The organism is Burkholderia sp. 22PA0106, assembly GCF_047497155.1.
In the GTDB taxonomy this organism is placed as follows: domain Bacteria; phylum Pseudomonadota; class Gammaproteobacteria; order Burkholderiales; family Burkholderiaceae; genus Burkholderia.
On the sequence record NZ_CP163163.1, the window covers coordinates 3,749,529 to 3,762,810 of the forward strand.

The window sequence follows — 13,282 nt, forward strand, 5'->3', positions numbered from 1 at the left end:
GTCAGGCCATCCGTTTCAGTTTCGGGTCGAGCGCATCGCGCAGGCCATCGCCGAGCAGGTTGATCGCCAGCACCGAGATCAGGATCGCGAGGCCCGGCATGGTGACGATCCACCAGGCGTTGTCGATGTAGTCGCGCGCCGAGGCCAGCATCGCGCCCCACTCGGCCGCCGGCGGTTGCACGCCGAGGCCGAGGAAGCCGAGCGCGGCGGCGTCGAGGATCGCCGACGAGAAGCCCAGCGTGGCCTGCACGATCAGCGGCGCGGTGCAGTTCGGCAGCACCTGCGAGAACATCAGGCGCAGCGTGCCGGCGCCGGCCACGCGCGAGGCGGTGACGTATTCCTTCTGCAACTCGCCGAGCGCCGAGGCGCGCGTCAGCCGCACATAGCCGGGCAGCGCCACGATCGCGATCGCGAACATGGTGTTGGTCAGGCCCGGGCCGATGATCGCCACCACCGCCACCGCCAGCAGCAGCGAGGGCAGCGCCAGCAGCACGTCCATCACGCGCATCACGGGCGTGTCGGCCCAGCGCTGGAAGAACGCGGCCACCAGGCCGAGCACCACGCCGGGGATCAGCGCCAGCACCACCGACACCAGGCCGATCCAGAACGACATGCGCGCGCCGTACATCAGGCGCGAGAGGATGTCGCGGCCGGCTTCGTCGGTGCCGAGCACGAAGCGCCAGTTGCCGCCGTCGAGCCAGGCGGGCGGGATCTTGACGAAATCGCGGTATTGCTCGATCGGGCTGTGCGGCGCGACCAGCGGCGCGAAGATCGCCACCAGCACGATCAGCAGCACGATCAGGCCGGCCGCCACCGCGCCGCGATTGCGCGCGAAGTGGTGCCAGAATTCTTGCAGCGCGAGCGTGCGGCCGCCAGCGGCGACCGACGGCAGCGCGTCGGGGAGTTCGCTCATCGGATTACCTCGTATGGCGGATGCGGGGGTTGAGCACGCCGTAGAGCAGATCGACGACGAGATTGACGATGATCACGAGCGTCGCGATCAGCAGGATGCCGCCCTGCACCACCGGGTAGTCGCGGCGGCTGATCGCATCGATCAGCCACTTGCCCACGCCCGGCCACGAGAACAAGGTTTCGGTCAGCACCGCGCCGGCCAGCAGCGTGCCGACCTGCAGGCCGATCACCGTCACCACCGGGATCAGCGCGTTGCGCAGCGCGTGCACCACCACCACGCGCGCCGGCGACAAGCCCTTGGCGCGCGCGGTGCGGATGTAATCCTCGCGCAGCACTTCGAGCATCGACGAGCGCGTCATGCGCGCGATCACGGCCAGCGGAATCGTGCCGAGCACGATCGACGGCAGGATCAGGTGGCTCACCGCCGAGCGGAACGAGCCTTCGTCGGGCGCGAGCAGCGCGTCGATCAGCATGAAGCCGGTGACGTGCGGGATGTCGTATTCCACCGCGATGCGGCCCGACACCGGGGTCCAGCCGAGCGCGGACGAAAACACCATGATCAGGATCAGGCCCCACCAGAAGATCGGCATCGAATAGCCGGTCAGCGCGGTGCCCATCACGCCGTGATCGATCACCGTGCCGCGCCGCAGCGCGGCGATCACGCCGGCCGGCAGGCCGATCACGAGCGCGAACACGAGCGCGCAGATCGACAGCTCGACGGTGGCCGGGAAGCGCGCGAGGAACTCGTCCATCACGCTCGTATTGGTGATGATCGACAGGCCCAGGTCGCCGTGCAGGGCACGGCCGATGTAGTGCAGATACTGCATCGCGAGGGGCTGGTCGAGGCCGAGGCGGTGCATCGCCTCGGCATGCATCGCCGGATCGACGCCGCGCTCGCCCATCATCACTTCGATGGGATCGCCCGGTATCAGGTGGATCAGCGCGAACGCAAGGATGGTGATGCCGATGAAGGTCGGAATCACCATGCCGATGCGGCGCAACACAAATCGCAACATGGCGGGTCTCGGGTGTCTGAAATCGTGGGGATGAAATGCAACCGGCGACGAGGGGCCGAGCCCCCCGTCGCCGGATCAATTATGGTGCAGCAACGTCAACGTGGCGAACCAGCGATGCTTACTTGACGCTCACGCCGTCGAAGCGGATATAGCCGAGCGGCTCGATGCGCTGGTCGACCACGTTCTTGGTGGTCGGCTGGTAGACGGTCGAGTTGGCGATCGGCGAATACGGCACCTGCTGCGCGAAGATCTGCTGCGCCTGCATGTAGATCTTGCTGCGCGCATCCTGGCCGTTGGTCACGCGGCCCTTCTGGATCAGCGCCTCGAACGACTTGTCGCACCAGCGCGAGAAGTTGTTGCCGTTCATCGCCGTGCAGCCGAGCAGCGTGCCGAGCCAGTTGTCGGGGTCGCCGTTGTCGCCCGTCCAGCCGATCAGCATGGTGTCCTGCTCGCCCGAGTGCGCGCGCTTGATGTACTCGCCCCATTCGTACGTGACGATCTTCGCCTTGACGCCGATCTTGGCCCAGTCGGACTGGATCATCTCGGCCATCAGCTTGGCGTTCGGGTTGTACGGACGCTGCACCGGCATCGCCCACAGCGTGATCTCGAAGCCGTTCGGGAAGCCGGCCTTGGCGAGCAGCGCCTTGGCCTTCGCGGTGTCCTGCGCCGGCATCTTCAGGTTCTTGTCGAACGACCATTGGGTGGGCGGCACCGGCGCATCGGCGGCCTGGCCCGCGCCCTGGTACACCGATTCGATGATCGCCTTCTTGCTGATCGCCATGTCGAGCGCCTGACGCACGGCCAGGTTGTCGAGCGGCTTGTGCTGGACGTTATAGGCCAGGTAGCCGAGGTTGAAGCCCGGCTGCGACGGCATCGCGATATTCGAATCGGCCTTCAGCGTCTCGATGTCGGCCGGACGCGGATAGCTCATCACCTGGCACTCGTTGCGCTTGAGCTTCTGCACGCGCACGCCGGCATCGGGCGTGATCGAGAAGATCAGCTTCGAGATCTTCACGTCGCCTTTCTTCCAGTAGTCGGGGTTGCCGTCGTAGCGGATGGTGGCGTCCTTCGTGTAGCTGCGGAACACGAACGGGCCGGTGCCGATCGGCTTCTGGTTGATGTCGGGCGCCTTGCCCGCCTTGAGCAACTGGTCGGCGTATTCGCTCGACAGGATCGACGCGAACTCCATCGCCATGTTCTGGATGAACGGCGCGTTCGGCTCCGACAGCGTGAACTTGACGGTGTACGGATCGACCTTCTCGACCTTGGTGATCAGCTTGTCGAGGCCCATGTCGGTGAAGTACGGGAAGCTGACCGGGTAGGCCTTGCGGAACGGCTGGTTCGGATCGAGCATGCGCTCGAACGTGAACAGCACGTCGTCGGCGTTGAATTCGTGCGTGGGCTTGAAGTAATCGGTGGTCTGGAACTTCACGCCGTGGCGCAGGTGGAACGTGTAGGTCTTGCCGTCCGGCGAGACGTCCCACGATTCGGCCAGGCCCGGTTCGACCGTGGTGCCGCCGCGCTTGAATTCCACCAGGCGGTTGTAGATGGTGAAGGTGGCGGCCGAGAAATCGGTGCCCGTGGTGTATTGGGCCGAGTCGAAGCCGGCCGGGCTGCCTTCCGAGCAATAGACGAGCGTCTTGTTCGGGATCTGCGCATGTGCCGCGCCGGCGACGCCGAACGTTGCCGCTGCAACGGTCGCGATCGCGACGTGCAACAGACGATTGGATTTCATTGTGATATCTCCAGGTCTCGTGCTGGCTGGAGCCAGCGTGCGGCGATCTTACTTGAGCTTACGCGCCGCGAACAAGCTGGCCAAAATGCGCTGGCAAACGCTTGGCGTGTGCTTGCCCGCCGATTTCCGGTGTGCTTGCGCGCGGCGCGCCCGGCCTGCTGCGACGCGGCAGCGCAGGCCGCCGCGTTTCGTCGAATCGCTAAACAACGCGCCGCCCGCGCCGAACACTTGCCGGCACAGCGCAACATCGGCGCCGAACCGTGCAAGAAATGACAGGACGCGCCCCGCCTCAGCGCTCGCCGCCCGGCACGACACGCGGCATGCAGGCCACCGCGACCACCGACAGCGCGAGGCCAGCCATCACGTAATAGGTCGGCGCAAGCGGCGTGCCCGTCTCGCGGATCAACCAGGTGACGATGAACTGGCCGAATCCGCCGAACAGCATGACGGCGACGTTGTACGCAAGCGACAACCCCGTGGAGCGCACGTTGGCCGGGAACAGCTCGGCCAGCATCGCGCCGAACGGCCCGTAGTAACCCGACAGCGTGATCGACAGGATCGCCTGCACCAGCACCAGCCGGCCGACGCTCGGCGCGGCGTCGAGCCAGATGAACAGCGGGTAGATCAGCACCAGCGTGGCGATCAGCGATGCCAGCGACAGCGCCTTGCGCCCGATGCGGTCCGACCACGCGCCGGCCAGCGGCGTGAGCACCGTCAGCAGCAGGCCGCCGACGATCACCGCGTAGAACGATTCCGCGTACGGCAGCTTCAGTTGCTTGACGGCGAAGGTGGGCAGATAGCTGATCAGCACGTAGATCGTCACCGTCAGCGCGATCACCGAGCCGAGCCCGCACAGCACCTCGCGGCCGTGCTGCGAGAACACCTCGCCGAGCGTGGCGCGGCGCGCGCTGCCGCGCGCGGCGATGAACGCGTCCGAATCGGCCAGATGGCGGCGCAGGTAATAGCCGATCGGGCCGATCAGCAGCCCGAGCACGAACGGCACGCGCCAGCCCCAGCCGCGCAGCGCCTCGGGCGACAGCCCGTGCGTGACGAGCGTGCCGACCAGCGCGCCCGCCAGCAGCGCGGCGGCCTGGCTCGACATCTGCCAACTGCCGTAGAAGCCGCGTTGCGACGGCGGCGCCGCCTCGATCAGCATCGCCGTGGCGCTGCCGAATTCGCCGCCGGCCGAAAAGCCCTGCAACAGCCGCCCGAACACGATCAGCAACGGCGCGCCGATGCCGATCGCCGCATACGTGGGCGCGGCCGCGATCACGAAGATGCCGCCCGTCATCAGCAGGATCACGAGCGAGAGCGCGGCCTTGCGCCCGGCGCGGTCGGCGTAGAGGCCGAGCACGATGCCGCCGATCGGCCGCATGAAGAACGCCACGCCGAACGTGGCGGTGGTCAGCAGCAGCGAGCCGTATTCGCTGCTGGTCGGGAAGAACAGCTCGGCGATCACCACCACCATGAAGCTGAACACGGTGAAGTCGTACCACTCGAGCGCGTTGCCGATCACGGCGGCGATCACCGCGCGGCGGCCGGGCGAAGCGCCGCCCGGGCGAGTGGGGTGGGCCGGTTGCGTCTTGTCGGTTGCCGAGGCCATGCGTCTCCCGTTGGTCGTGGATGCCCGGCGCGCGCCGCGCATGTGCGGAGGCGGGGCCGTGGTGTCAGCGAGTGTAGGGGAGCGATGGAAGCGATTACAAGCGGCGTAAAAAAACCCGGCGGGCGGAAGCCGGCCGGGTTCGCTGCGAAGCGGCGCGCGCAGCCTGGCTCGATCGGTGGTTCAGGCCATCTTCGTGAACGCGCTGCACCAGCCTTTCGCGGCCACATCCTTGCCCGGGAACGCGATGCAGCCCGCCGACGTGCTGCCCTTCTTGCCCTGGTACATCGAGCAGGCCGCGCAATCCTGGCCGGCGGCGAATTTCGGGAACTTGGCCTTGTCGACCTTCGACGCATCGGCCTTGTAGCCGAGCGCCACGGCGGTCGGATCGGTTTCGGACAGCAGCGGCGCGGCGAAGGCTTCGCGTGACAGCGCCAGCGCGGACATCGTGCCGATGCTGGTGATCAGGAAACTGCGACGGGACGTTTTCATGGGGACGTGCTCCAGCTTCTCGGTATGGGGGATGGCCGCTCTGACGGCGGCACGGCCGAAGCATAACGTTCCCGCATGGCATTTGCGCTGCCGAATGCCGAAGATAAACCAGCGCGAAAGCCGCGCGGCTTGCAGTGCGCTTTCAACGTCATGTGCCGGCAAGCCGCGCGATCTTCATTGCGACAAACACCACGCAAACCGCACGTTCAGAAGCCGATCGGCCGCCGCTTCGTCATGCCGTCGTCGGCGCGGATATCGTCGGCGCGCACCGCATCGCGGCCGTCGAGCCGCGCCGCGCCGAAGCCGTGCAGCAGCGCGCGGCGCATGGTACGCGGCGGCACCGCGGCCAGCGCCGCGAGCGCGTCCTCGCCCAGTTGCTCGGGGAAGCGCCGGCCCCACGCGTGCGTGCCGCGAATCTCGCCGTAGATCGTCTGCGCGATGCGGCGTGCGCCGGCCTCGTCGGGCGGCGCGATCTCGTACACGTTCATGCGGTTCAGGATCGGCTCGGGAATCGACGCGGCATCGTTCGCGGTGGCGATCCAGATCACGTTGCCGGCATCGATCGGCACCTCGGCGAACTCGTCGACGAAGCTGCTCGCCGTGTCGTGTTCGAGCAAGGCATAGAGCGCGCCGAGCGGGTCGTACTGCGCGTCGTTGCCGGCCTTGTCGATTTCGTCGATCGCGATCACCGGGTTCGAATAGCTGCCGTTGACCAGCGCCTCGAACACCTTGCCCGGCTTCGCGTTCTTCCATTGCGACGACGCGCCCGACAGCACCCAACCGGCCGTCAGCGAACTCATCGGCACGTAGTGATACGCGGTGCCGAGCATCTGCGCGAGCGCCTTGGCGAAGTGGGTCTTGCCGATGCCGGGCGCACCGAGCAGCAGGATCGGCATCAGTTCGAGCCGGTCCTCGGTTTCGAGACACAGCGCGACCTGCTTGCGCACGTCGTCGAGCGGGCCGGAGAAATTCGGCAGCGCCTCGGCCAGCGCGTCGAACGCGGGCATGCGCGTGGGCTTCACGCAAAAGCGCAGGTTGCCCGTCTTCAGCATCTTTTCGTAGGTGGCGCGCAGGGCCTCGCTCGCGCCGTCGTTCAGATCGTTCAGCGCCGTCTCGATCTGTTCGAGATCGTAGACCCGGCTGAACGACGCCACCGCCAATTCCTGCTTCACCATCGCCGTCGTCATCGCATACCTCCACTCGCCACGCCCGGTTGCCCCGGGCTCGCCACCGCTGCCGCCGTTGCTGCGCGGCACGCGGCATCAGACCCCACGCAGCCAGTGTTGGGCAGACAAAAGCCCCGCGCAAGCCAGCACTCGACGGCGTCTGCTGCCAAACCGGCAGGCGCTGCACGGTGCGACGAGCGCGCGTATCATCGACGATTCACCGCGTTGCGCGCCGGCCGTCCGCCGCCGCGCCGCCGGCTTCACGAGGAATTGCCGATGACCGAGCTTTCGCTGCTGACCGCCCCCTTCGCTGGCCGCACGCGCACCGCGCGCGGCGTGAAACCGAATGCCGCGCGGCGGGTCGAAAGCGTTTCGGGTTGGCTCGTGCGTTCGATGTCCTCGTTGCCTCGCTTCTCCGTTTTCGCTTCGGTTCGCGGTGCCGCGTCGTCCGCTGCCACGGCCGCCGCCGTGGCCGGCCTGCTCGCCGCCGCGCCGCTGGCCGCGCAGGCCCAAGCCGCGCCGGGCAGCCCCGCCGCCAGCAGCGCGCCGCAATCGATCGCCTGGGAAATCCGCGTGCAGCACGACGGCCAGACGGTCGACACGTTCCAGCGCACCACCACGGTCGGCCAGTCGCGCACCGACACCCACACCTATCCCGTCACGCTGCCGGCCAACTGCACCGGCCAGGACGCGTCGATCGTCGCCAAGGTCCGGCCCGAGCGCACGCGCACCGTGACGGTCGCGCCGCTCTACGTCGACGGCGGCACCGTCACGCTGCAGCTCGACGCGCAGGAAACGCTCGACGACGGCGACGGCTGCACGCTCGCGCCGCGCCAGATCTCGGCCAATCATCCGGGCCTCGCCGTCCATGCCGACACCTGGACCGACTGGGCGCCCGCCGACAAGAACGCGCACCTGCTTTACCAGGTGCGCGCCCACGTCGTGCAACAGGACTGAGTCATGCACGCCGCTTCCCAGGCCCTGCCGTTCGCCAAACCGCAATCGGCGCCGAACGAAATCACCGCGGTCAGTTGGAACCTGCACAAGGGGCGCTCGCCGCTCGGCTTCACCGCATGGAACGCGATGCGCCGCTGGGTCGAATCGACCCACGCCGATGTCTATTTCCTGCAGGAAGCGATGGCGCGCCGCATGCCGCGCCCGGTGCTGGCCGCCGGCTTCGGCTCGCCGATGGACGATCCCGATGACGACGTCTGGCACTGCCAGGCCACTGAAATCGCTCGCGCGCTCGACTGGCAGATCGCGCTCGGCCCGAACGTGTTCAAGCCTTCATGGCGGCACGGCAACGCGATCCTCTCGCCGCACCCGCTCGACCTCGGCGGCCGCTGGGATATCTCGGCGCACCGCTTCGAACGGCGCGGCCTGCTGGTGGCGCGCGCCACGCTGGCCGGCGCGGCGCCGATCACGCTGTTGTGCGCGCACCTGGCGCTCACGCGCGCGGCGCGGCTGCGCCAGATGACCTGGATCGCCCACTGGATCGAACATCACGCGCAGGACGGCCCGCTGATGCTGGCCGGCGACTTCAACGACTGGCGCAACGATTCGGTGCCGCTGTTCGGCGAGATCGGCCTGACGGAAGTGGCCACGCTGCTCGGCGAATCCGGCCGCACGTTTCCGGCCTTCTCGCCCGCGCTGGCGCTCGACAAGATGTTCGTGCGCGGCTTCACGCCGCTCGAATGGCGCGCCCCCACCGGCGACACCGCCTGGCTGTCCGATCACCTGCCCTACGTCGCGCGCCTGCGCGTGGATTGAGCCACCGGCGCCCGCCGGTGGCCGCGGTTGCCCGCCGTTGCCCGCGGTTGCCATCTCGCCCGAATCGACAGGATCGCGAAGTTTTTCGTTGCATTTCCGCGCCGCCGCCGGGGTCAAGCGCGTTGCTCTCCCAAGCAGGGTAAAATACGGGGTTCTCCAAACGTCTATTAACGGGTAGGCCTGCGCTTTCGAGAGCGACATGCCCGCCATCGGCCGGTCTGCGGATCGGGCCGGTGCCCTCGTTTTCCGTCTCGTATCCGTATTCCATGAGCAAATTCGATACCGCTACCGTCCTGTCCGTCCACCACTGGACCGATACGCTGTTCAGCTTCACCTGCACCCGCGATCAAGCCCTGCGCTTCAATAACGGCGAATTCACGATGGTGGGCCTCGAGGTCGACGGCAAGCCGCTCGCGCGCGCCTACAGCATCGTCAGCCCGAACTATGAAGAGCACCTCGAGTTCTTCAGCATCAAGGTGCAGGACGGCCCGCTGACCTCCCGCCTGCAGCATTTGAAGGTGGGCGATCCGGTCCTGATCGGCAAGAAGCCCACCGGCACGCTGGTCGCCGACAACCTGCTGCCCGGCAAGACGCTGTGGATGCTGTCCACCGGCACGGGCCTCGCGCCGTTCATGTCGATCATCCGCGATCCGGATATCTACGAACGCTTCGACAAGATCGTCCTGACGCACACCTGCCGCCTGAAGGGCGAGCTGGCGTACATGGATTTCATCAAGCACGATCTGCCGGGCCACGAATACCTTGGCGACATCATCAAGGACAAGCTCGTCTACTACCCGACCGTCACGCGCGAAGCGTTCGACAACGAGGGCCGCATCACCGACCTGATCGCCACCGGCAAGCTGTTCAGCGATCTCGGCGTGCCGTCGTTCTCGCCCGAGCACGACCGCGTGATGCTGTGCGGCAGCACCGCGATGCTGAAGGACACCACCGAACTGCTCAAGCAGGCCGGCCTCGTCGAAGGCAAGAACAGCACGCCGGGCCACTACGTGATCGAACGCGCATTCGTGGACTGATCCGCAGCCGCGGCTGTTTGTCACATGAAAAACCGGAGCCAGGCTCCGGTTTTTTATTTTCCCGCCTTATCCTACCGTTACAGTTTCTCACCTCAACGTTAAAAAACCGTCGTATTTCTGCGTTGTCAACGCTACGAAACGTTGTTTTTTTGCTCGAAATTTCTTGTCGGATTTTTCCGACAACGACCATAAGATTTTCAGCTATTTCCGAGGTAAAACGCCCCGTCCGGCGCGCCTCCCACATTTATTCTGAGTTAATATCCGTTGCGTTTTGACCTTTCGTATCAAACTTGCGAAGGGTCAAAACATATATTACAAAATGTAAATTTTGTTACTCGTATGGCTTTCTCGGCACAGCCGGAATTTGCCACCGCTACGTACCATTGGTAGTCCGAATCAACCCTCATTTTCAGCTGCAAGGAGTCGCATGGACAGGTCGCGTGTCGCATTTTCCGCGAACGCCGTACCCGCACCGGACGGCCGTCCGGCATGCGCCTCCTTGCTTGCCGACCCGATGTCCCCTGCCGGCGATCCCTCGTCCGCCCACCGCGCGCACCTGGCCGACCTGTCGGCAGAACTCGCCGCCGCCGACGAACACGCACGCCACCACCTGGCCCGCGAGCTGCACGACGGCCTCGGCGCCGACCTGACCGGCGCGCGCTTCGCCTTGGCCAATCTCGACACCTGGTTGCCCGACGACGCCCCCGACGGCTGCCGTCAAGCGCTGGCGCTCGCGCAGCAGGCGCTCGACGCGGCCATGGAGTCGTACCGCCGCGCGCTCGACAACGCCGCGCCGCAGCTCGACGCCGGGCTGGTGAGCACGCTGTCGGGCTGGGTCGGCGCGTTCGGCGCACGCACCGGGCTGCGCACCAGCGTGGTCTGCGCAGCCGACGCCCGGCTCGCGCAACTGACCGGCGACGGCGCATTGGCCGCGCTGCGCGTCACGCAGGAAGCACTCGCCAACGTCGCCCGCCATGCGCACGCACGCTCGGCCGACGTCCGGCTCGACGCCACCGCCACCCATCTCGAACTGAGCATCGCCGACGACGGCGCGGGCTTCGGCACGCATGCATTCCGTTGCGACGCAGGGCAAGACAGCGATCGCACCGGCCGCGGCCTCCTTCACATGCAGGCACGCTGCGCGGCGTTCGACGGCGCGCTCGCGATCGAAGCGCGCCCGAACGGCGGCACGCTGCTTCGGGCGCGCTTCGCGTGGTCCGCGCTGGCCGGGCGGCCGGTGGCGGCCGCGCAGGCTTCGGCGTCCTGAGGCACGACGATGGCGCTGAACCTGCTGCTCGTCGACGACCACGCGATCGTTCGCCAAGGCATCCGGCAATTGCTGATCGACCGCCGCGTCGCGCGCGAGGTGGCCGAGGCCGAAACCGGCGCGGAGGCGCTCGCCGCCGCCGACAAGGGCAATTTCGACGTGATCCTGCTCGATATCTCGCTGTCCGACATGAACGGCATCGAGGTGCTCAAGCGCCTGAAGCTCAAGCTGCCGTCCACGCCGGTGCTGATGTTCTCGATGTACCGCGAGGATCAATACGCGGTGCGCGCGCTCAAGGCCGGCGCGGCCGGCTACCTGTCGAAGACGGTCAACGCCGCGCAGATGATCTCCGCGATCCAGCAGGTCGCGGCCGGCCGCAAGTACGTGAGCCTCGCGCTGGCCGAGGCGCTGGCCGAATATGTCTCGTTCGAGAACGAGCCGCTGCCGCACGAGAAGCTGTCCGACCGCGAATATCAGACACTCTGCATGCTCGCCTCGGGCAAGCGCCTGACCGACATCGCCGTCACGCTGTCGCTGTCGGTCAAGACGGTCAGCGTCTACCGCACGCGGCTGCTCGAAAAGATGAAGCTGTCGAACAACGCCGAACTGACGTTCTACGCGATGAGCAACCGGCTGCTCGACATGACGCCGCCCGCCCCGCCCGGCGCTTGACGCGCCCGACGCCCGCGCCCAAGCCCGCAGATCCCGACGCCCCGAAGCGCGCTCCCCGCGCGCAAGCTCCTGTTTTCATTGGACGAATAGGTGCAACCCGAATTGGGCAACCGATCGGGATCGGATAAAATGCCGGGTTCTACTCAATACAACCCTCGTTCTCGGCCGCAGTCAGCCGTGCGACTCACGTCCAACACCATCCGCATGTCACTTCTTCGCAAGAAAAACGTCGACCAGATGATCGCCGGCGCGCAACGCGCCGGGCTCAAGAAGGCGCTCGGCGCCGTCGACCTCACGTTCCTCGGCATCGGCGCCATCATCGGCACGGGGATCTTCGTGCTGACCGGCACCGGCGCCGTGCAGGCCGGCCCGGCCCTGATGGTTTCGTTCATCGTGGCGGCCATCGCCTGCGGCCTGTCCGCGCTGGCCTACGCCGAATTCGCCTCGACCATTCCGGTGGCCGGCTCGATCTACACCTATTCGTACGCCACGCTCGGCGAGCTGGTCGCCTGGATCATCGGCTGGGATCTGATGCTCGAGTACAGCCTCGCGGCCTCGGCCGTGTCGGTCGGCTGGTCGGGTTATCTGCAATCGCTGCTGAAGGGCTTCGGCGTGGTGCTGCCCACCGTGCTGACGGCCGCCCCCGGCTCGGTGCCCGGCGTGCACACGATGTTCGACCTGCCCGCGTTCGCCGTCATGATGGCGATCACGGCGCTGCTGTCGGTGGGCATTCGCGAATCGACGCGCGTGAACAACCTGATGGTGCTCATCAAGGTGGCGGTGGTGCTGCTGGTGATCGCCGTGGGCGTGTTCCACGTGACGCCGGCCAACTGGACGCCGTTCATGCCGCACGGCTGGTCGGGCGTGTTCGGCGCGGCGGCCGTGATGTTCTTCGCGTTCATCGGCTTCGACGCGGTGTCGTCGGCCGCCGAGGAGGTGAAGAACCCGAAGCGCGACCTGCCGATCGGCATCATTGCGTCGCTGGCGGTGTGCACGGTGCTGTACGTGACGGTCGCGGCGGTGGCCACCGGCATCGTGCCGTCGGCGCAATACGCCGGCATCACGCACCCGATCTCGTACGCGCTGCAAGTGGCCGGCCAGAAGTGGGTGGCGGGCTTCATCGACCTGGGCGCCGTGCTCGGCATGCTGACCGTGATTCTCGTCATGACCTACGGCCAGACCCGCATCACCTACGCGATGTCGCGCGACGGCCTGCTGCCGCCGGTGCTGTCGCGCGTGCATCCGCGCTTCCAGACGCCGTTCATCGCGACCTGGGTGATTGGCCTGTTCTGTGCGCTGATCGCCGCGCTGGTGCCGCTCAACGTGCTGGCCGAGCTGATCAACATCGGCACGCTGGCCGCGTTCGCGATGGTGTCGATCGCCGTGATCGTGCTGCGCCGCACGCGCCCGGATCTGCCGCGCGCATTCCGCTGCCCGGGCGTGCCGTTCGTGCCGATCCTGGCGGTGGCCGCCTGCCTGTTCCTGATGCTGAACCTGAGCGCGGTGACCTGGAAGGCGTTCATCGTCTGGCTGGTGATCGGGCTGGTGATCTATTTCGTGTATTCGCGGCGGAATGCGAAGATCGCGCAGGACGGTGGGGCACAGTAAGCCCGCC

General features: G+C 66.9%; 12 protein-coding genes. 6 read left to right on the plus strand and 6 right to left on the minus strand.

Annotated elements, in window-relative coordinates:
* Window position 1: 1 nt before the first annotated feature.
* The 6 genes from AB4850_RS31755 to AB4850_RS31780 all read right to left on the minus strand — a co-directional run bounded on the left by AB4850_RS31755 (window position 2) and on the right by AB4850_RS31780 (window position 6,942).
* Window positions 2-913 carry an ABC transporter permease subunit gene (locus AB4850_RS31755; protein ID WP_414443361.1) on the minus strand — a complete coding sequence of 304 codons (912 nt, stop codon included), beginning with the start codon at window positions 911-913 and terminating at the stop codon, window positions 2-4.
* Between the two features lie 4 nt (window positions 914-917).
* Complete coding sequence (locus tag AB4850_RS31760) at window positions 918-1,928, minus strand: ABC transporter permease subunit (RefSeq protein ID WP_414443362.1); 1,011 nt, start codon at window positions 1,926-1,928, stop codon at window positions 918-920.
* Between the two features lie 118 nt (window positions 1,929-2,046).
* A complete protein-coding gene (locus AB4850_RS31765) occupies window positions 2,047-3,663 on the minus strand; it encodes an ABC transporter substrate-binding protein (RefSeq protein WP_414443363.1) in 1,617 nt (538 codons plus the stop codon).
* A gap of 289 nt (window positions 3,664-3,952) precedes the next feature.
* On the minus strand, window positions 3,953-5,266 hold the full coding sequence (locus AB4850_RS31770) for an MFS transporter (RefSeq protein ID WP_414443364.1): 1,314 nt from the start codon (window positions 5,264-5,266) through the stop codon (window positions 3,953-3,955).
* A gap of 180 nt (window positions 5,267-5,446) precedes the next feature.
* Window positions 5,447-5,755 carry a high-potential iron-sulfur protein gene (locus tag AB4850_RS31775; RefSeq protein WP_414443365.1) on the minus strand — a complete coding sequence of 103 codons (309 nt, stop codon included), beginning with the start codon at window positions 5,753-5,755 and terminating at the stop codon, window positions 5,447-5,449.
* Between the two features lie 206 nt (window positions 5,756-5,961).
* Complete coding sequence (locus AB4850_RS31780; RefSeq protein WP_414443366.1) at window positions 5,962-6,942, minus strand: AAA family ATPase; 981 nt, start codon at window positions 6,940-6,942, stop codon at window positions 5,962-5,964.
* A 372-nt stretch (window positions 6,943-7,314) separates the two neighbouring features.
* On the opposite strand from AB4850_RS31780, the gene AB4850_RS31785 reads away from it, so the two are divergent.
* The 6 genes from AB4850_RS31785 (at window position 7,315) to AB4850_RS31810 (ending at window position 13,275) form a co-directional block, all read left to right on the plus strand.
* Complete coding sequence (locus tag AB4850_RS31785; protein ID WP_414445670.1) at window positions 7,315-7,878, plus strand: hypothetical protein; 564 nt, start codon at window positions 7,315-7,317, stop codon at window positions 7,876-7,878.
* A gap of 3 nt (window positions 7,879-7,881) precedes the next feature.
* Window positions 7,882-8,691 (plus strand): endonuclease/exonuclease/phosphatase family protein, encoded by an 810-nt coding sequence (locus AB4850_RS31790; RefSeq protein ID WP_414443367.1) that lies wholly within the window; start codon window positions 7,882-7,884, stop codon window positions 8,689-8,691.
* Between the two features lie 266 nt (window positions 8,692-8,957).
* The gene (locus tag AB4850_RS31795; protein ID WP_414445671.1) at window positions 8,958-9,728 is read left to right on the plus strand and encodes a ferredoxin--NADP reductase; all 771 of its coding nucleotides are present in this window, start codon (window positions 8,958-8,960) and stop codon (window positions 9,726-9,728) included.
* Window positions 9,729-10,155: 427 nt separating this feature from the next.
* The gene (locus AB4850_RS31800; RefSeq protein WP_414443368.1) at window positions 10,156-10,995 is read left to right on the plus strand and encodes a sensor histidine kinase; all 840 of its coding nucleotides are present in this window, start codon (window positions 10,156-10,158) and stop codon (window positions 10,993-10,995) included.
* A 9-nt stretch (window positions 10,996-11,004) separates the two neighbouring features.
* The gene (gene rqpR, locus AB4850_RS31805) at window positions 11,005-11,667 is read left to right on the plus strand and encodes a response regulator transcription factor RqpR (RefSeq protein WP_414443369.1); all 663 of its coding nucleotides are present in this window, start codon (window positions 11,005-11,007) and stop codon (window positions 11,665-11,667) included.
* Between the two features lie 204 nt (window positions 11,668-11,871).
* A complete protein-coding gene (locus tag AB4850_RS31810) occupies window positions 11,872-13,275 on the plus strand; it encodes an amino acid permease (protein WP_414443370.1) in 1,404 nt (467 codons plus the stop codon).
* The last annotated feature ends 7 nt before the right edge of the window (window positions 13,276-13,282 follow it).